This window comes from Streptomyces caniscabiei, from assembly GCF_014930365.1.
Lineage (GTDB): Bacteria > Actinomycetota > Actinomycetes > Streptomycetales > Streptomycetaceae > Streptomyces > Streptomyces caniscabiei.
Genome location: NZ_JABXWI010000034.1, coordinates 36067 through 56570 on the forward strand (window position 1 = coordinate 36067; position 20504 = coordinate 56570).

At 67.1% G+C, this 20504-nt stretch carries 9 protein-coding genes and 1 pseudogene; 1 reads left to right on the plus strand and 9 read right to left on the minus strand.

Annotation, left to right across the window (positions count from 1 at the left end; genetic code table 11):
- Nucleotides 1-297: 297 nt before the first annotated feature.
- On the minus strand, nt 298-852 hold the full coding sequence (locus tag HW837_RS50220; RefSeq protein ID WP_313895534.1) for a GreA/GreB family elongation factor: 555 nt from the start codon (nt 850-852) through the stop codon (nt 298-300).
- On the minus strand, nt 849-5837 hold the full coding sequence (locus HW837_RS46310) for an AAA domain-containing protein (protein ID WP_313895533.1): 4989 nt from the start codon (nt 5835-5837) through the stop codon (nt 849-851). The genes HW837_RS50220 and HW837_RS46310 overlap by 4 nt, the downstream gene beginning before the upstream one ends.
- A 340-nt stretch (nt 5838-6177) precedes the next feature.
- Between HW837_RS46310 and HW837_RS46315 the strand changes: the two genes are divergently transcribed.
- Nucleotides 6178-7008: a hypothetical protein gene (locus tag HW837_RS46315; RefSeq protein ID WP_045563114.1), complete on the plus strand. Its 831-nt coding sequence runs from the start codon at nt 6178-6180 to the stop codon at nt 7006-7008.
- A 942-nt stretch (nt 7009-7950) separates the two neighbouring features.
- On the opposite strand, the gene HW837_RS46320 is transcribed toward HW837_RS46315, so the two are convergent.
- From HW837_RS46320 to HW837_RS46345, 7 genes and pseudogenes are all read right to left on the minus strand, one after another.
- A complete protein-coding gene (locus tag HW837_RS46320; RefSeq protein ID WP_078853968.1) occupies nt 7951-8361 on the minus strand; it encodes a type II toxin-antitoxin system VapC family toxin in 411 nt (136 codons plus the stop codon).
- Nucleotides 8358-8588 carry a FitA-like ribbon-helix-helix domain-containing protein gene (locus tag HW837_RS46325; RefSeq protein ID WP_045563113.1) on the minus strand — a complete coding sequence of 77 codons (231 nt, stop codon included), beginning with the start codon at nt 8586-8588 and terminating at the stop codon, nt 8358-8360. The genes HW837_RS46320 and HW837_RS46325 overlap by 4 nt, the downstream gene beginning before the upstream one ends.
- Nucleotides 8589-8788: 200 nt before the next feature.
- Nucleotides 8789-8992, minus strand: a pseudogene (locus tag HW837_RS46330) (transposase family protein); the annotation flags it as partial.
- Nucleotides 8993-9064: 72 nt separating this feature from the next.
- Nucleotides 9065-9289, minus strand: a complete 225-nt coding sequence (locus HW837_RS50550; protein WP_319677989.1) for an integrase core domain-containing protein — start codon at nt 9287-9289, stop codon at nt 9065-9067.
- A 101-nt stretch (nt 9290-9390) separates the two neighbouring features.
- A complete protein-coding gene (locus HW837_RS46335; RefSeq protein ID WP_045563112.1) occupies nt 9391-9717 on the minus strand; it encodes a hypothetical protein in 327 nt (108 codons plus the stop codon).
- 16 nt (nt 9718-9733) lie between these two features.
- Nucleotides 9734-16525 (minus strand): polymorphic toxin-type HINT domain-containing protein, encoded by a 6792-nt coding sequence (locus HW837_RS46340; protein WP_313895532.1) that lies wholly within the window; start codon nt 16523-16525, stop codon nt 9734-9736.
- A 228-nt stretch (nt 16526-16753) separates the two neighbouring features.
- Nucleotides 16754-20326 carry a LamG-like jellyroll fold domain-containing protein gene (locus HW837_RS46345; RefSeq protein ID WP_193379537.1) on the minus strand — a complete coding sequence of 1191 codons (3573 nt, stop codon included), beginning with the start codon at nt 20324-20326 and terminating at the stop codon, nt 16754-16756.
- Nucleotides 20327-20504 lie beyond the last annotated feature (178 nt).

Here is a 20504-nt window from a genome sequence, read left to right on the forward strand (position 1 = left end):
ATCTTCTTCCTGGCGCCGATCGCAAACGCCCCCTCGGCCTGTTCCACCCCTACTCGGGACGGCGACCAAGGCCCGTCGCCACCGACCGCCTGACGCTCCGTATCCGCCGGATTTACCTGACGGCGCTGGAGGACCAGGCCACGAGTGGTGATGGAATGCGTCCGGCTCACCGCGGCTGCGGAGCGCTCCCGGGTCGCGCACGCCAGCAAACTGGCCTGGCGGGACACGGGGCTGTTGGGCACGACCAGCTACGAACTGCCCCGTATCCGCCGCGCCGCCCCGCTCCGCTGCGGTCTCTCAGTCCTGGATGTACCGGACAACGACGCGCATGCGCGTGCCCCGCTCCGTCTGCCAGCTCACCTCCTCCCCGACCTCTCGCCACATCAGGGCTTTCCCCAGCGGGGTGTCGGGACTCAACCGCTCCGCCTCGTCCCCCGCGAGCATCGCGATCTCGTACGTCATGATGCCGGGCTCGTCCGGGTCCTCGACTCCGACGAGGCATCCAGGGACGACCATCGCCCCACCCGTCAGGGAGGAGTCAGGGACCACTTGGTCGAGCAGGGCACGCAGGTGGCTGCGCCGCTCCTGCAAGGCCTGGCGCCGCCTGTCGTGGTCGGCCAGCTGGGCCTTCCTTGAGGACGAGTCCACGGCCACGATCTCCGGAAGCGGCTGGTCCAGCGCGTCCTGCACGCGCTGGAGCTCGCGCTGCACCCGTCGATGGGCGGCGACGCTGAGCCGGTCGGCCGGGAGGCTGGGGGAGGACCCGGCACCGCCCGGCACCGCGGATCCCGTCACGGCGGCGGGTTCGTCGCCGCGGGTCGGCTGCCACGGCACCGCCGGAAGACTCTTCACCGGGGCCCGGTCGGCCGCCGGTCGTGCACGCAGCAGTTCCGTCGTACGGCCGTCGGAAGCGCCGAGGAGCCGGGCGCGTGGTGCCGTGCCACCCCCACCTGACCGTCGTCTCCCAGTACGGGTACGTCAGCATGGGCGATCGCGGCGCGGATCATGGCCTGTACCTCGGGGTGGGCGACCCGCACGACGGCATGCCCCTCGCGCAGGATGTCCACGGCGTCGGCCCCTGGGAAGCCCGGCGCTCCCGCTCCCCCGAGAAACCGTGCGGTCCCGGGCACGGTCGCCCGCATGCTGAACGCGTGCTGGGCTGCATTGACCTCGTCGCGGTGCAGCCGTGCCACGGTCACGAATCGAGGCTGCGCCTCGCCCGTGCCGTGCGAGGGTTCGGTCTGGACGTCCCGTTGCCCGGCGGATGGGGCAGCAGTGGGGGCGGGCTCTGCGTCGCCGGTGGATAGGACGTCGCCGTCGCGTGTCGGGACCGTGCCGCCGTCGCCGATCGGGCCCATGCGGCTGTCCTCGGCAGCTCGGTGTGCGGGTGGGTACGCCGCCGACTCGATGCCGAGTCGGTCGAGTTCCGCCCACAGCGGTTCGAGTGCCCGTTCCGGGTCGAGGAAGAAACGGCTGCCCCGGATGCGGACGAACGTCCAGCCCACGCGCTCCAGTTCGCGCTGGCGTGCCGCGTCCGCGTCGGCGTTCTCCTCCGTGTGGAACGCGTCGCCGTCGCACTCCACGGCAAGGCGTCTGGTGCCGCCCTCGACCACTAGGTCGATGCGGTAGCGGCCAGCTGGATACTGCGGCCGCACCCGGTAGCCCCTGGCCCGCAGCGCCAGGTAGACACGCTGCTCGAAGAGGCTGTCGAAGGCCTCGTGCGGAACGTCCGGCCGGACCTCGCCGAGTCCGAGGCCGTCCTGCTCCTCGGCCGGGCGGGAGAACCAGTCCAGATAGGCACGCCGCAGATCGGTCTCGCCGAGTTCCGTGAGGGTGAAGCTGTGGAACAACCACACCTGGTCGCGGGCACGAGATGCGGCCACGTTGAGGTGCTGCCGGTTCAGGGAGCTGCTGAAGGAGCCGATGCGGCGCGGCCCGTCGGGGCCGGTGAGCGACACGACCGTACTGATGAAGACGATGTCGCGCTCGTCGCCCTGGAACTCCTCGGCGTTGCCCACGCGCAGGCGTCGGCGCTGTCTCTCATCCAGCGGGATCCGGTCGGCCAGCAGGTCTTCGACGAGGTACTTCTGTCCCGCGCCGAGCAGGGTGATCACACCCATGGTGCGCCCCGCGTAGGCGGGGTCGGCGATGCACCGGGCGACCTGATCCACCAGCCGCACCGCCTCGGACCGGTTGACCTGCTTCTGCCCACTCCCTTCGACGTAGCCATCGGGTACATGCACCGGGCGCAAGGGCCGCAGCCGGTCGGCACCGTACTGCCGCAACGGCTGGAGCCGGCCGCCATAGCAGAGCTCGTTGGAGAATCCGATGATCTCCGGCATGCACCGGAAGTGTTCCTGGAGCATCAGCCTGCCGCGGCCTCCGGCCAGACCGGACGCGATGTCGAAGAGGCTGGCGGTCGGTGTGAACAGGTTGCGGCGGGCGGCGGGCAACTGGGCGAGGAGCCGTCGCTGGAGCGCGAATTGCTCATCGTGGTCCACGCCCACCTGGGCGGGGCTGACCTGCTGGTCGTCGCCGACGACGATCACCTTCGCACCCAGCCAGGCGAGCAGCAGCGCCTCGGGGCCTGACTGGCTGGCCTCGTCGACGATCACGACGTCGAAGCGCCCGGCCCGGTCCATCGGCACGGTCTCGGTCACCTGGTGCAGCGGCATGATCCAGGCGGGCACCGCCGCCTGGCTGGCCTGCAAGCTCTCCCGGGCCTGTCTGCGGTAGGTGGCCGCGTATTTGCCGGTGCCCTTGCCCAGCTTGCGGACGTTCTGCTGGTACGAGGTGAGGGCCACGGCCTGGTCGTCCGTGAGCCGGGACAGACAGCTGAACCAGGCCTTGTCGGCCGCCAGCCGTTCCAGGCCGATGCGGATCTCGATGTCCGCCTCGGCGAGCAGCCGCAGCTGCCGGGCCTCGGCCTCCGGGTCCGTCAGCTCCTTCATACGGTCGTACCAGACCGACCACGCCCACGCGGCCTCGAAGTCCGCGAGCCGGGTGTCCCACGCGTCGTCCTCGGGCGTGGATTCCAGTCTGTCTGCGAGGTCCGGGAGTTCGGCCGCCGCCAGCCGGTAGGCGTCGTCGCACGCCTTCTTGCGCGCGAGTGCCTCCCGCAGGTCGTCCACGTCGTCTACCGCGGCGCCATAGGCCGCCGGGTCTCGGGACTCGACCGCGACGCGGGCTCGTTCCAGGGCTGCCGAGGCTCCCCTGCGGAGGGCCGCGGCACGCAGTACACGCAGGGCGTCGTCGAGCAGGGCGCGGGCGGGGTCGGCGTTCCTGCGCGCCGCTCTGGCCTTCAGGAGGTTTCGCACGGTGGCGGCCCGCTCCGGGTCGCCCCAGCCGGCGCCGGCCAGCCCTGGTGCGGCTGCGGCAGCGCCGACCACGGCGTGGCGCATGTCGGCGAGAGCGGTCAGAGTGGTGAGGGTGGCGATGTCCTGGCGCAGGCGGGCGATGCGCCGGGCGGTGGCCTGCCATGCGTCGTGGCCGTCGCCCCGCTCCTGTTCGATGTCCTGGAGGTGCCGCTCCAGCGTGACGCGGTGCAGCACGGCGGACGCGGCGGTCGCTGTCTCCACGGCGCGGCCGTCGACGCGCACGGTCTCGGGGAAGTCGCCGACAGCCTTGCGCAGCTTGGTCTTCAGGCCCAGGGCTCCGCGCAGCTTCGCACCGGACGCGAGCCCGTCTCGGAGGATGCCGGCGAGTCCGAGGGCCGTCGGCACGTCGTACGCCTCCAGCCCAGTGACCAGGGTGGCGCCGAGGGCACGCTCCGCCTCCTCGATCGTGGTCAGGACCGCGGTGGTGCGCTCGTGACGGCTGCGCGCGCCGAGGTCCTGCCCGGCGAGGATTTCGTCGCGCAGCTCGGCGGCCCAGGCGGCCGGCATCGAGGTGGCCATCCTGGCTGCGGCAGTGAAGTGGTCGATCGCGGTGGCCAGTTGGTCCTGCTGTGCCGGGGTGAGGGCGGACACCGCGTCGTCGAGACGGGAGACGGAGCCGTCCTGCCGGAGCGCGGCGAGGTCGGCCTCCGCCGTCCTGATCGTCTCGACCGCCTCGGCGAAGGCGGGCGCCGTGGGCAGCTGTCCCGGGGCGGGCGGCGCGGCACTCACCGATGCGGCGAGTGCACGATGTCGGTCGGTGAAGGCGAGCGCCGCACGACGCAGGCGCGGTAGGGCCTCGGCGTCCAGCGTCGGGGCGTCGGCGGGGACGGCTCCGATCCAGCCGAACCGCGGGTGTTCCTCGGCGAGCCGCTGGGCGATCCGGCACAGGGTTCCCTCGTAGTCGCCGATCTCGGCCGGATGGTGGTACGTCTCCTGCTCCCGCAGCGCGCGCAACGCCTTCAGGGCGAGCGCCTGCGCGGACCGGGCGGATCTGAGGCGCTCCTCGTGCTCCTGGATGCGACGCCGGTACGCCCGCGAGGAGAAGTCTCCCTGCCGGTCGAGGATGGCCTTGACGGAGTGCTCCAGTTCCTGCTGGCCTGCTCCGTCATCGGTTCGGCTGACACACAGCTCGCGGATGCCGGCGGGGAGTTTGTCCTTCAGGACCTTCAGGGCACGTGCCGTATGGCTGGTGATCAGTACGCGGTTGCCGTGCGCGAGAAGGTCGGTGACCAGGTTGGCGATGGTGTGTGTCTTCCCGGTGCCGGGCGGTCCCTGGACCACGACGAGATCCCGGTCCCGCAGCCGGTCGGCGATGGTGCGCTGTTCGTCGTTGGAGGGCAGCGCGAAGTACAGCTCCGGCGGCGGCCCCGCGGCGTCACCGCTGCCTGGCTCCCCCAGTGGCTGGTGACCGCCCGCACCGGCGATCGCCCGCAACAGAGCGGTGGGCTCGGCGCCCTGCTCGATGGACAGGGCGACACTGCGCAGTGCTTCGAGCATGCTGCGCCGGGTGCGCTCTCTGAGCAGCAGCATCGGCGCGAAGCTGACGACTGGTACGGCGGGGTCTCCCGCTGCCCGGTGCCGATTCGGTGCGCGGTCGTAGCGGCCTGCTTCGTGGGCCGCGATGGTCCAGGTGGTGAGGGCCCGGTGCATCTGGCCGGCGAGCTGCGGATCCGTGGTGTCGCCGGCGGCTTCCAGCTCCTGCCGTACGAGGGCGCGGGTGTCCGCCCGCGCTTTCTGCCCGGGATCGAGCATGGACTCCTCCAGCACCGGGCTGCCGTGCTCGGGGTCTGGTCCGACGGTGATGGCTCCGGTGTCGGGGTCGATGGTGATGACGGCCCGGCAGGTGACGAGATGGCGGCGGATCGGCTCGCCCTGTGCCGACCAGGTGAGGTAGCCGAATCCGACGACCAGTTCGAAGGTCTCGCCGAGTTCGGAGGCATCCACGCACAGGCGGTAGAGGCGGTCGTAGGCACGTATGACGGGCTTCATTGCGCGGTCGCGACGTGCCCACCCTTCCCATTCACGGGACCAGGCACGGTACTGGGCGTACACGGCGTCACGTTGGGGCGAGTCGGCCAGGGACACGGTGATGTGCCGGGTGCGTGCGCTTCCCTCGGCGGAGATCTCTTCCACCGGTATGTCCGTCTCGGCCCGCGGCTCGGGGGGCGTTTCCCGTGCCGAGTCGTGGATCTCCAGGTCGGCCAGCCAGTGGGCGAGCGGCAGCGGCGGAGCCGGCGGTTCGTGCCGAACGGGGCGGTCGGCACGCAGCCACAACGGCGTTTCGCCGGGGACGACGTCGGTGAGGAAGGAGCCGAACTGCGCGGGCAGGTCGGCGAACCACACCTGATGCCTGGCGTCGTCGTGGGTCCGCACCGGTTTGGTGCGGCTCTCACCCACCTCCGCGAGGTAACGGAAGACGTGGCGGACGACCTCGTCGGGCGTCACGGCAGATGAGGGCACGAGCCACCTCGCTGAACTGGTGGAACCAAAGTATGAAGAGTGTGCGCATCTTATGCGCGTGGCGCGCGTCCGAAAGGGTGGGTACTGCCCTCTGCTGAGCTGCTATGCGCGTGATGGTCCGTATGTTGTTTTCGAGCAGTGCGCCTTCATGCCCGCGGACTGGGCGGCGCGAGCAGACGGTCTGGTCCGCCAGTTCGCCGACGCGGAACAGCGCCACCTCCCGATCTCACTGGATGGCCCCACATCCCGCCCACCCTTGCCGAATGCAAGAATGCGACCCTTGGGTGGACAAGTGCAGCAGCTCGGGGTGGGCACGAGCACTGTTGGAACGGGGGTAGCCATGGCGTTGGTTATGTGTCCACTGTGCAGCGACGACGAGGACATCGAGGTGATCCGCTCGCTCGACGGCGGACGTCGCCTCGTGAAGCATCGGTGCGGCTACGAATGGGAGCACAAAAAGCCCACCGTCCCACAGAGGAACCCGCTCCGCACCTTCGACGACCTCAAGGCCCGTTTCCCGAAACCCGAGGACGTCGATCCCGAACAGTTGGAGCGCGTGGCCCAGCTGAAGGAGGAGTACCTCGCCGTCAAACCGGACTTCGCCCCCGACGTGGCGGCCTACTGGTCGAAGTACCAGCGGATCTTCTCCCCCGACGGGCTGTGGACGTGCGGCCCCAGAGTCCTCAAGGACTTCGCCAACTCCGAGGTCGGAGCCCGCCCCGGCAATCAGGCCACCTTCAACTCCGCGTGGAACGACATGGGCGACGCCGCGGCCGGGGAGGCGACCCGCAAGACGATTGAGTACCTCCTGTACGGCCCTGACGACGTGCCGCTCGAAGACCGGCTCCAGCACCTGCTGGACGGCACCAAGTCGTTCGCCATGACCGGTTTCAAGGAGGCCCTCCTCACGAGGGTTCTCTGCGTGACGTACCCCGACCGGTTCCTGACGATCCTCAAGTACACGACGGAGGCGGGCGGCAAGCGCGAGATCGCGCGGATGGTCTACGGACTGGAGTTGCCGGCACCCGAGTCGGTGAACTGGACCCTCGGCCGGCTCATCCTCTGGAGCAACGACCTCCTGAATGACCTCGTCGGCCAGGGCTTCGCCAACCAGCAGCACGCCGCCGCGTTCCTGTGGTGGGCCAAGGATCAGGTCGAGGGACTTCAGTAGGTTGCCGTACATCGCCTGTGGGCCCTCGTATCCCCCGATTGGCTCTGCATGGCTGAACGCGAGCATGCCACCAGGGTTCAGCCGCTTCGCGATGAGCTCGCCGTGCCCGCGAAGGCGCCCACGGCCGCCAGAGGGCTGTCCCGATTGCCCTACCAGACGACCGGCTCACCTTCGTCTCCCTGCTCCCATCTGCACGACGGCTCCGCGCCATGAACGCGGAGGGCGCGGCCGTCGCCCTCCGACGCTGAGCGCCACCCCGAGGCCGTTCCCCCGTGTGTATCGCGGGCGATTCCGCCTACGGCTGTCGGAACGACACAAGACCGAGACCGCTGATCGCAGCACCCGGACCGTCCGACCTGCGCCAGAACCCGGACTCGGCGAGAGAACTCCTGACTGTCCATCACGCACAGCAGTCCACCGGCTGTCCACCGAAGATATCGAGATCTGACGGGGTCCAGGCTCAGCCGAGCAAAACAGCAGCTCACAGCCTTGCGGCAGCCTATCGACAACAACATGTGAAACGGCGACCTACGCATTGCGATGCACAGACGGACAGTGCCGATTCGCCGAGATTCCAAGGTCAACGAAAACAAGAAACCCCAGGTCAGAGGGCCCAACCTGGGGTTCACCATGGAGCCGCCTTCGGGATTCGAACCCGAGACCTACGCATTACGAGTCCGTGAGGGATCGTGCTACCTCGTACCACCTGGTTCTGCTTGATGCTGTCCTGTCTGATCAGAGCAACTCCGGCGTCCTGATCGGTGATGCTTCATGCCGCACCATCCAAAGGCGTCCGGCCACCGGCTGGCCACCGGGGGCGTCACTGAGCAGCGCAGCGAGATGATGGGGTCGAGTTGTAGGTGACCTCCAACACGCTACTGACGGTCTTTCACCAGCCCGCCTGCGCCGTCCTGGGGCGGCGGCCCCACGACCGCTCCGCCATCAGTTCGAGTCGAAGACCTCAACGTCGCATTTAACGGCACCGCTCCGTTCGATCCTCGCGTCACTGGTGATCAGCGTTGCGGCGAGCGCCTCGGCCAGGGCGACGTACTGGGCGTCGTAGGCGCTCAGGTTTGCGTGGAGAGCCTGAACGCGATCCCAGAGGAAGAGCGTCTCATGTCGGACAAGTGGGAGTTGCCGGTAGGCATCGACAGCCCGGTCCACTTCCCGCGCCGTGAGCTTGCCCCCTCTCCTCATACCGAGGAGTGCGGACTGAATCTCGTAGTCGATGAGCGTGGGCACGGCGACGGCATCGGCGGCACCCACCCGGGTGCGGACCGCAAGGCCGAGCGGGTCGCGGTTGGTGAGGAAGTGCACAAGGGCGGAACAGTCCATGACGACCGTCCCGCTCACCTCCCGGTCCTGGCCTCGTCGATCGCGGCCAGCACGTCCTCCGTACTGACACTGGCCGTAGTCTCCCGGTTCAGGCGCTCCACCATCTCCGCCATGGTGGGCTTGGACGTCTCGCGCGCGATGAGCTCGAGGAAGTAGGCCTGGAGGGACTTGCCGGCCCGGGCGGCACGAACCTTCAAGGTCTTGATCTGGTCGTCCGGGACGTCCCGGATCGTCAGAGCAGTCATGATTGCAGTATAGCGTCAACGCATGCAAAGTGCAGACAGGGGGCGTGGGAGGACAGCGCAACTCGCTAGCTCGCACATCGGAGGAGTCGCTTCAGAGGAGTGCCGGGGCTACTACATAGGCAGCGCGTCGTCCATAAGCCGAACTGCGGCGACCGACCGCACCCTCGCGGGCCACCCGCGCCAGCAGCACGGAGCCGGTTTCAACCTTGGTTTGAACAGGCCGTGTGGAGGGTGAGGACGGCCTGAACAAAAGTAGTGATGCGGGTGGTGCTGCATCGCAGCTTGCGCAGCAGTCGCCAGGTCTTGAGTGTGGCCATGGCCTGCTCGCCCAATGTCCGGATTTTGGCATGGGCCCGATTGACCGCCTGCTGACCTGCGGAGAGCTTCTCCCATCGACCGCGATATGAACCGCTCCGGGATCGGTGGAGGCTCTATGCGTTGACTCCAGCCGCCGGTTGGGGCTGGTGTTGAGCGTGTTAGCTGGTCTCGTGCTCGTGGGGCGGGATGTGTCCGATCGAGGTGTGGAGACGCTGGGTGTTGAACCAGTCGTCCCATTCCGCAGTGCCCAGTTCCACGTCGGCGAGGCCGTGCCAGAGCCGACGGGGCTTGATCAGCCCCGATTCCTCTGAGCTCGCGACTGGGTCAAACGGTGAGGATCCCCAAGGGGCGTTCGACGCCGCAGATGGCGACTCCATCACCATCTGCGACTTTTCGTAGCGCCGCTGGTGATTGCGACGCGAGAATTTCCCCGCGCTGAAGGGCTGAGGGCCCGCCGGACTGTCCCGGCGGGCCCTCAGTCCTGTCAACCCGAACGCCCCACCTCGAGAAACTGCCGGTAGACGAGGTCCAGTAGCGCCGCATACGCGTGCTGCGAACGGGCGATGGCCCGGTCGTCGTCCGATGCCCTCTCACTGATCCGGTCGATTCGCTGCATCAACTCTTGAAGCATCGTCAGGACGTTGACCGGCGCTGGCTTGAAGACACCGCGTTCCACGTAGCGGATCACCGTCGTCACATACTCGTCGGCCTCCGCTAGATCGCTGCGTGCCAGAATCAGATCGCTACTCGATCCACTCCGAGGGAACGGGAGGCTACGCCAAAGAGTGTAGGCGTCCATGAAACTGAGCATCACGTACTCCTCCTGCCTAGTGGGCGTCGTCGTACCAGAAGGAAACAACTCGTCCATCAGGCCCGACTATCCCGCCCATACCCCCGTCTAGATTCGAGTACTTAACGCCCCATTTTCCGCCATCGAACGGCATCCTCTTTGCATTGTACCCCTTCTTTCCTCCCGGTTCGGACAGTTTCGCCGCCCAGTCTTTTGCGTCCTGCAAGTACTTTTCGGGCGAGACGTCCAATGACTTGCCGTGCTTTTCCCAGTGGTACTGGAAACTTCCTCTCGGATTCTCAAAAGTTCCCTCATGCCAGGCATCATCAAGCCCGACCGGGCACCGCTCCGCATTGTGCACCAATACAGGCGTCTCGCCCGCCAGCACATAATAGGTGTGCAGGTCATCGACGGTGAGGTTGTACGTGCGGACGTTTTCCTCATATGCGCGGTTCGCGGTGACGACGACGGTGTCACCCGTGTCAGTGAGCAAACTCATGCCCGACGCAAGGTCACCGGCATCGAACCAGTCCTGCTCCGATGGAGACCAAAACGGGTGCTCGTATGTCGCCGTCAACTTCTCGACGCCGTCCTCGGTAGCGATGGACAGCTCGTTGAAATGCTTGTCGTCCTCGGTGATGATGAGGTGCGTGACCATACGGGTGCCGGTCTCACCGGTCTCTGGGTCAGTAGCGAGGACCTCGTCGCCGACCTCGATGTCTTCGATGTCCTTGGTCGAGCCGTCGGCCATCTGGACGTCTGTACCGGCAAGGAAGCACTTGGTGCAGCCGCTGCCCTCCTTCTCTTTTCTCCTTTGCCTGTCCTGGGATTGCTTCCGCATCGTCTTTTTGAAGAGCTGCTTCAGGGCGAATTTACCGATCCCGTAACCACCGGCAAACACCGACCCGACATCCAGAACGGTCTTCGTCCCCTGATACACGTCAGAGTCGGGATCGGCGCCGTACCCTTCAACCAGTTCCTGGTAGCTGTCCTGGGTGCCGCCGCAGTCCGGGTTTGTGCCGCTCCAGCACCAGGGCTCTGTGGTGTACTCAGCCAGATCCCAGCTCTCGGCGAAGAAGTCTCCGAAGCCTCCCGCGACGTCCTTCCAGCTGCCCACGGATCTGGGATCCGCTGGTTCGACGTTGCCGCAGATTCTGGGGGGCATGCACGAATTACTGCCTGATGAAGCGTAGTTGGCGCTTCCTCCGGTGGACATACCACCCGAGCTGGATGAGCCCGACTGCCTCATGAGGACGCCCTGGGCCGCAGCGACTGCCCTTCCGACCAGCCTGGCTAGCGCAAGTTCGATGGCGGAGGCGCGGTATTTGCCGTCGGGGTCTGCGAAGGTGACCGGGTTGTTGCTGCTGTAGGAGTAGCCGTTGACCTGTTGGGGGTCGGTGAGGTCGATGACCGGGTCCACGCTGACGAAGCGTCCGGTGGATGGATCGTAGTCGCGTGCTCCGAGGTGGGTAAGGCCGGTCGGCTCCTTGATGCCGCCGACGAAGCCTCGTTCGCCCACCCATGCCTTGGCGGTTTCGCCCCGGTCCTCGCCGAACGGCTTCATCTGGCGCCGGGTGACGGTCTGGGTGGCTGCGTCCACTTGCACACTCGCCGTGCCGTTGTGGTCTGCGGCTGTCCAGGTCAGCGCCGTTGTCGTACGCACCGCGACGGTCTGCCCGCTGTGGCTGTAGTAGCGGGTGGCCTCGACCTTGCCGCTCGCCTTGTCCAGCCTCAGTTCGGTCTCGCCCAGGTAGAGCGTGGTGCCGGTGGTGTCCCGGCGGATCAGCCGGGAGCCATCGGCGTCGTTCAGGTACTCCGTCGCCGTCTTGTCCGCCTCGGTGACTTTCTCGAGGCTGCCCTCGACATTGAAGTCGAGGTCCTGCGGCTTTCCACCTAGCGTCCGGATGTCGGTGTTACCGGAGGCGTCGTAGGTGTAACTGGTCGAACCGGTGACCGTGCCGTCAGTCTTCTTGGTCTCGGTAGAAGCCAGGGCGTGCGGGCGGGGCTGGTCGGCTGTCTTGTAGGTGTAGGAGGTGGTGGCGTCGGCGAGGTGGTCGGTGGCGGTCTTGCGGTTGCCGGCGCTGTCGTAGGTGAACGATTGCCAGTACGGGCCCGGGCCGCCGACGTTTGTCTTGGCAGGTGAGGTGGCACAGTCGGCCGTCGTCGTCCAGGCGGTCTTCAGGCGGCGGTGGCCGTCGTAGGTGAAGCACTGCCGGTCGCTGGGGCTGGTGGCTTTTTCCTCGACCTCGACCGGGTTGCCGGCTGTGTCGTAGCGGTAATGGACGTCGGAGTCCGTGCCGGTGTGGGTCTCGGAGACCACGCTCTGGCGCGCGAGGCGCTTGGTGCCGGTCTCGTAGCTGCGGTTGATCTCCGTCCAGTCCGCGAGGGGCGAGACGCCGAGTGTGGTGCGGATCTGCTCACCGGCAGGCAGGTAGTCCGTGTTCTGGACGATGCCCGTCAGCCCCTGGAGGGTGTCCGGCAGGCGCTGCTCGGTGTAGCCGTATGTCAACACCTCCTGGGCGAGGCCGCCCATCGCGGGGATGGTGCGCTTCTGGAGGGTGCCGTCGAGGTTGTAGGCGTTGGCGATGGTCCAGATTCCGTTCGAACCGGCCAGGGCACCTTCGGTTTTGCTGATCGTGTACTGCTCGCTGAGGATCTCGTAGGTCTTGCTGTACTTGGCGTTGGTCTTGGCGTAGACGCTTCCGCCCTTGCCGGCGACGTATCTGATCGCCGACGTCAATTCACCCTTGGCGATGGAGTCATAGGTCCAGCGCGCCAGATACCTGGAGTCCTCGGGCGCCGGCTGACCGTTGACCACGGGCACCTTGCCGTCGAGTCTGCCGGTCGGGCGGCCGAGCACGTCATATGTGAGCCCGATCGACTTGCCGCGTGCATCGGTCGTCGAGACGACCTGGTCGAGATCGTTGAACTCGGACGAGCTTGCACCGGCGTCGGGATCGGTGGCGCTGTCCTTGCGGCCCAGGAAGTCGTATCCGTATGTCCAGGTGTTGCCGTCGTCGTCCTTGACGCTGTTCAAACGGTCGGCGTGGTCGTATCCGTAGGCGAACCGGGAGAACTTCGTGCTGACCGCGTTGCCGTCGTACTCCAGCTTCTCCACCGTACGGCCTCGGGCATCAACCCTCTCCCGGATGGCCGAGGCACCCGCCGGGGGCTCCACGAGCGTGGAGTCGCCGTCATGGGTGTGCTTAGTCCGTGAGAACTCCTTGCCGTTGGCGAGGACCTTCTCGATCGTTACCCTCCCGGCGCCATCGCTCACCGTCTCCGTACCAGCTGGCGCCGCGGTGAGCAGCGTGGCGAGCTTGCCTGAAGGCGACGTGGTGTCGACGTAGTCGGTCGAGGTCTCGACGGTCAGGCCACGGGTGTCGTATTTGGCCTCCGTGATGACCCGTCCCGCGCCAGACGCGGCGGGTGCCTGTGTCTGCCGCAGCCTGAGCAGTGCGTCGTAGATCTCGTAGGTGGTCTGGTACGTGGTGCCGTCGTTGTTCAGGGACTTGGTCGCCACCCACGACGCTGCTGTGTTCTGCAGCTTGTATTCGAACTTGTAGCTGGCAGCCTGGCCGGCGGCACGGTCCCGGTTGGCGAGCCACACGTCGGTGAGCTGCCCAAAGCTGTCGTAGGCCAGTTCCGTACGGTTGCCGTTGGGGTCGGTGGTCGAGGTACGCACTCCCCAGTCAGGGGCGATCTCGGTCGTGACGGTGTGGTCGAGCGCGTTGGTCTCGACGGTCTTGGTGAGCGGCCCTCCCGCCGCCGGGGTGTACTCGGTGTGCGAGACCCGGGTGCCCCTGGTGTCGTAGGAGTCCGTGACACGGCCGAGGGCGTCGTACTTGGTGGTGTTGACTGTCTGGAGTTTGACTGTGGAGCCGTCGTAGCCGGTCACTCTCTCGACGCGGGTCACGTCACCCTTCGTCGGTGCCTTTCCCCAGTCCTGGTCGTCGTAGGACGTCCGCACGTCCGAGATCACGTCGGTCGTCTTCGGGTCGCCGGTCCGCTTCGGGGTCGCGTCGCAGCCGGTGGACACCTTCTCCACCCGCTTGGGCAGGGCGAGAATCCATGCCGAGGTGTTGGTGGCGTACTCCGTGATGGTGCAGTCCTTCTCGCCCGCCGCGTCCATCTCCGCTTTCAGTGGCAGGCCGCCGGTCGGGTCGTACGTCGTCGTCTTGGTCGCCGTCGCCTCACCGCCCCCCGACAGCGCGGTGCGGGAAACCGACGTCTCGGTGCGGACCATGTACGCGTTGACCGTGCCGTAGGAGTGCTTGTCCGTGGCCGTTGTGCGGGACCAAGGCGTGTTGATGGTCGCGGAGACCTCGGGACCGTTCACTCCGTTGTAGGTGATCTGTTCGCGCAGCTGACCCGCGAACTGCTCCGCGTCCGCCTTCGTCACGCCCTTGGAGTCAGTGACCGTCTCCTTGCGAGTGCTGCCGTCGGACTGCTTGTCGCCGTCCATGCCCCGGTAATAGAGCGACGTGGACTTCGACTGGGTGCCGGAAGGTTCACCGGTGGTCGTGGTGACCTTCTGGTAGCCGCGCCAGATGCCCCAGGTGCGGTATTTCGCCTGGGTGATGGGCGACTCGTCGTCGTAGGCCCACGCGCCGCCGCCGCTGTAGGTGTAGTCCGTCTGCTTCAGCGGCGCGCCGCCGTAGGGGTCGGACTCGGTGACCTGGGTGACGACGTACTTGTGGAAGAAGTCCGTGCGCGGCTTGGGGTCGGTGCCCGGCGTCGGGTTGGACGGCGGGATCCACTTGACCGGATAGCAGCGGCGGGTGTTGGAGTCCAGGTCAGACGGAACGTCGCTGCCCGCGACGCAGTCCTCCTTGGAGTAGTTCACCGTCAGCTTGGAGCCGGTCTCCGAAGTGACCGTACGCACACGCCACTTGATGAACGGGGCGACGTCGTCGCCCGTCTGGTCGACACGGTTGTGCAGCTGGACGCCGCTGAAGGTGACCGACGGCAGGGAGGCGTCCCCGCTGACCTTGCCGGTGCGCTTGATGGAGTCCAGCCACAGGCCGGCGTCCGAACCGTCGCCCGGGTCGGGGAACGTCTGCCCCAGGTGCCAGGCGTTGACCGCGCGGTAGTCGCTCTCGGCGCTGCCCGCACCGTCGTACACCTGGGTGGTGACGTCGGTCAGGCGCTTGCGGGTGAAGAACGACGGGCTGGGCTGGTCGGTGCAGGGCTTGTCGGCGGCGCAGATCTGGTCGAACGGCACGTCCGGCCAGGCGTTGCGGTTGGACGAGGTCAGCGAGCCGCAGCTCTCACCGCCGGAGACGGGCAGGCAGCGCTCGGCGACGGTGAACTTCACCCGGGCCGCGGCGGGCTGGGTGGTGGAGAAGACCGTGTCGGTGCGCTGGCCGTAGTCGATGCGCTTGAGCCAGCCGCCGCGCACGTACTCGGTGCCGTTGCCGGTGGTGCCGTTCTTGGCGTAGTGGTTGAGCTCCTTGTCGTACCAGTACGTCATGACGTTGCCGTGCGGGTCCACGACGTAGTCGAGGTTCCACCGCCATGCCTGCGTCTTGGCGCGGCCGGAGAAGGAATCACCGGAGGAGTACCCGGGCTCGCCGGAGTCGTCGCCGAAGACCGGCAGCGTCCACACCGAGTTGGTCTCCGCCTTGCCCGAACTCCAGTCCGGCAGGCGGTTCTTGCCGAAGACGTACTGGGTGCCGTCGGTCGAGGTGACCGTCCAGAACTCGCCCTTGTCGCCGTTCTCCCCGGCGTCACCGTCGTCGCCGTTGACCGCGCCGGTGTCATGGACGACCCGCTCGCCGTCGTCGCTCTTGGGCCGCCACTTGCCGTCGGAGCCCTTCACCAGGGGCGTCGACTTGCCGTTGAGGACGAGGGAGGCGTTGTCCTCCTTCCAGCACTGGTCGTACTTCTTGTCCTGGCCGTCGTCCTCACAACTGCCGTACGCCCGCTCGACGTACGAGGTCGACAGGTCGAAGCCCTCACCGATCCAGGACGGCTGCGCGCTGGTGGAGGAGGTACGTCCGTCCACGCTCTGTGCGGAGTAGCCGATGGACAGGTTCGGCGCCGGGCCCGCCGGAGCCGGCGGAGTCTCGAAGGGGTAGTTCCAGGTGAAGTCACCGTTGGAACCGCCGGCCGACCAGGTCGAGGAGGCCGCCAGCGGGGTGGCCTCGTAGGTGCCCTGGTCGGAGCCGGCCGCCGCGGACAACGCCATCACCATGGCGGCGGGCTTCGCGGCCATCGCCGTCCGGGTCTTCGTACCGCCCGTGGCCGCCTTCGGCGTGGTGATCTGCGCGGTGACCGTCTCGGCCTCGCCGTCGTTCTCCGACGCCACCGGAGTGGTCTTACGACACTCCGCCTTCTCCGGCGTCGTCAGCGCGCACGCGGGAAGCTTCACGAGACGCAGCCGTGAGGACCAGTTGCCGCTGTAGGCGTCGGCGAAGGAGCTGTAGTCGATGGTGGCGCCGAGGCTTGCGGCGCCTGTGTCGCCGTCAGCCCGGGTGACCGTGAAGACGAGACCGTCGATGCCGAGCTGGCCGGTGGCCTTCCGATCGAGGACGCGGACCTTGGCCTCGTCGGGGGCCTCGGCCGTCTTCGCACTCCCAGCGGCCCTGCCATTGGGCTGGGCGAGCGTGATAGGCAGCCCTGCGGCCCTGACCGACTTCTTGCTGTTCTCCGGCGGCAGATCGACCGTCACCGCCGACGTTCCCGGCCACGTCACCTTCGCGCGAGCCTTGACGAGCGTCTTGCGAGTAGCGGCCTCCGTCGGGTCCTTGACCTTGGTGACCTTCGCGTCGAAGGGTTCGGCCCTGCCGTACTTGGCCTTCTGCAGAGCGGTGTGATCCCGGTCCACCGCGGCCGCCTGCACCGGTGCGGCACTCAGCAGACCAGCGACGACCGCTGATGACAAAGGCAGGACAACAGCGGCCAGACGATGCCGGCTCGCTCTGCTCCATGCCCATCTTTCGGGCAGCAGTGAGCTGTTCCTGGACAACACTTGGGGGGTGCTCCTGGATTCTGAGTTGTGAGGGCGTACCGGGCAACAGGCCCGGTACGCCACGGAAGAAGAGGAAGGGAAGGGTTATTCGACGGGCACCGGAGGCTCGTCAACCGTCGCGAGCTGCGTGATCTCGTCGTCGGACAGGACACCGGCGTACACACGCAGGTCGTCGAGCTGGCCGGGCAGGGCGTTGCCCCACTCTCCGTTGTCGTGCCGACGTGCGCCGCCGACCATCAGAGGGCCTGTGGGCTGGAACGTTCCCTCGCTCAGGACGCCGTCCTCGTCCCCCTGTCGTTGCCCGGACACGTAGAGATGGGCAGACTTGTTCACCGAGTCGAAGACGGCGACGACGTGCACCCAGCCACCGGGCGAGTTGACCTCGTCCGAGACAGCCGCGACGGCGGGGCCGCCCAGTACGTCCGTCTCGTACCGTCCGAAGTTCCAGTCACCGATGGCCTGGCCCGCCTCCTGGCGGTACCAGAGACGGAAGGAGTTCCTCTCGGCACCCGGGTGCGAGAAGACACTCGGGGAATGCGCGACGGTGGTGTCGTCAAGCTTCGACTGCGCGGCCAGGTTGACCCAGCCCGCCAGGCTGAAGCTGCCGGACTCGTCCAGTGCGACGGCGGAGGTGGCCCTCCCCAGTTTCTCGGCGTCGAGTTCCAGGACGTTGCCGTGGGCCGGATCCTCGGTCGCGGCGAAGGCAGCGCCCGACTGGAGCTGAAGCGGGTTGCCCCGGCCTGAGGCGTCCGCCGCCGTGGTACCGGATGCCTCGTCGAAGCCCCAGTTGGCGAGCAGCGCGGGCTCTGTCCTTCCTGTCCCCGGGTTCAGGGTATTGGCGATCGACCACATCTCGTTCTCGAAGACCACGCGGTCCCAAACCTGGACCTGGTCGAGGTCGCCCTCGAAGTAGTCCGTGTACGTACCCGTTCCCTTCATACGGCCGACCTCGAAGGAGCCCTTCGCCGCCCACGGAGTCGTGAACTCCGTCGCCGCCTGGAGCTGTCCGTTGACGTACAGCCGGATCTGCTTCTTGTTGTGGTCGTACACACCCATCAAATGGGTCCACGCGCCCACGACCGGGGGCTTCTTGGCCACCGCGCGGACGATCGTCGGATCATCATTGTCGGCCGAGTACCGGTTGAAGATCCAACGGTCGTATGTCTGCGAGTAGTAGATCTGGAAGGTGCCGGCCCGGCTCCCGCTTTGCGCGGCCACGGTGGAGATGTGGTCCTTCGCGGTCAGCCGGGCCCAGGCGGACACGGTGAAGCTGTTGGTGGTGTCCAGGACCGATGCGGTGGTGGAGCCCGCAGTGTTCGTGCCGTTGGCTCGCAAGCCGCCGCCGAGCCGTGCCTTGTCCGTCCAGGTCGCAGAGGTCAGCGTCAGCGGTCGGTTCTTGCCCGAACTGTCGGTAGCACTGGTCCCGCTGCCGTCGTCCAGCTTCCAGCTCGCCACGGGATCGGAGCCCTTGGCCACCTTGAACAGGTAGTCGTAGTGGGCGCTCGGGTTCCCCGCTCCGTCGTAGGTCTGCACCCGCAGGGTGTTGGTCAGCCGCTTGTCGGGCGCCGCCTCGATCTCGTACGTCGAGGTATTGGCGGTGAACGACTTGCTGCCGAGCTTCACGCCGTTGAGCCACCAGTCGTAGCGGCGTACATCACTGGCACCCGCATCGATCTTGAAGCCGGCCGTCATGCCGACACTGCCCAACTCCGGGTCGGCCGCGTCGCAGACCGTGCCACCGCATTCCTTGTACACGGTCGAGGACACCTTCGGCACCGGCGGTCCCTTGGAGTCCACTTTGAAGTAGCAGTAGCTCGACCAGGGACCGAACAGGGAGTGGGTGTCGCCCTGCCACGTGTACTTGTACTCGGTGCGGGCACGGAACTTGTAAGTGACGCCCTGGTCCAAGGCGGCCGTAACCACGGTTCCGGCCGTGCCGCTGTCCGTCCACGTGGACGGCTTGAGTGAGGTCTCCGTGGTGCTGCTGCCCCTGTACAGCTCGAAGTTGGGGCGCAGCGAGGCGTTGGAGGCGTCGCTCGATGTCGGTGTCGCGGTCAGCCGCGGTGTGGTGTCCCGGATCTGTGCCGGGGCGGAGGAAGCCGAGCAGGAGACCTTGGGATCGGACATCTTCACCGATGAGGGCTTGCTGTTCGGCGGAGTCACGTAGGTGATCGACAGCCGGGGCTTGCGGGAGGACGTGGCGTCGGGGTCAAGCGGGGAAAGGAACTGCTTCCACGCGATCGGGTCGCCTTCGTCGGCCCGCAGTCCGAGCGTGGTGAGAGTGTCCTTCGCCTTTGCGGTGTGTGCGACGGCAGCCGTGGCGTCGAACTCGATGTCCCCGTCCGGGCAGTCCGAGGAGTGGCCCTTTGCAGCGGAGACCGTGTCGACCTTCGCGAGCCACTTCGGCGGCTTGTCCCACGTCGTCGAGGAAAAGATCTGGCTCGTGCGATAGAGGTCGACGTCATGCTTCACACAGTTCGCCGACCAGATCGCGTACGGCGTGAACGTCGCGTTCACGATCTTCTTGCCGGCCACCCTGCGGGTGTCGAACTGGAACAGCGAGCGCGACTTCTTGTTGTCCACGAACGCGTCGTAGCCCACGCCGAGCGCGTGCTTGGTCTTCCAAAGGCTGGTGCCCGGCGAGTTGGACCACAGGGCCGTCCACCCTGTCAGGGTCGCCTTGACCGCTGGCGGATCGAGAACGACGGGGTACGAAGTCGCACTGCTGGCAAGGAAATCCTGATCCGGAACGATGGAGAGGGCGTCGTCAGTTACGTGTGTGTCCATGACAGCGGTACGGGAACGGGGGCCTGCGCCGAGGGTCTCGGCAGCAGCCACCGCCGCGAACGCGGAAGCCGTGGACGCGGTCCGCGCCGCGCTCCCGGCCTTCGCAGTGGTCGTGCCTGCATCCCACATAAGGGCCGACCCGCTGGAGACCACGGCATGTCCCGAGGTATCCACAAAGGTGGCCGTCCCGGAGTCGTCCGTGCGCACGGAGAGCCCCTCGGCTTGGACCGGGAAACTCACCTTCTCCAGGGCTGAGTTGGCGGCGGCCTCACGGCTGTGGACGACCAGGTGGTACGTGAAGCCGTCCGGGTGCGCCTGAACGGCGAGGTCCACGTCGGGGAGCACGGAGGGGTACACGGCCGACGAACCATCGACCTCCGGCTTCGGCAGCGCCCACGGCGACGACACCGCGTACTCCTTGCCGGCCGCCACCATCCTGGCCAGCGGTTCTTCGGTACCGCCACCGGAGAATCGGATGTCTGCGGCTGCGCGCGGCGCGAGACTGCCGTCCGGGTGAGTGACGAGAGTCGTGTCGACATCTGTCCACTTACCAGCCTTCAGGACCCGCTCAGGCGAAGCCGCCGCTTCGGCGGTGAATGTCCCGTCGGGGTTGGCAACCACCCGGCTGGTCGGCGAGGTCAACTCGTCGACCTCCACACGCTTTCCGGAGGCAACTGCCTCTTCAGAGGCCCGCTCCTCGGGCGTGGCGACCGGAAGCCCGTCGTCCTCCCAGAACTCCTTGCCCCGCGCCCCCTCGTCAGCCGGAGTGCTGGAACTCCCCGTGTCCACGTCCGTGTCCACGTCCGCCGCCTGGACGGGGGCGGCTTGTATGGCGCCCGCCAGTACCAGCACGGCCGAGGCGACGGTCATCACCCCACGCGCGGCTCTGCTGCGACTGCTTGGTCGCACCTTCCCCCCTGCATGCTTTATTTTTTGATTATTTGTTGAGCGAAGGGAGAGTAGCTGGTGGGGAGATCTTTACCAAGAGTGCTCCGTGACGGCTATCTCACACTCCGCATACGGCGCGCCGCCTAGCAAGACCGTGCAC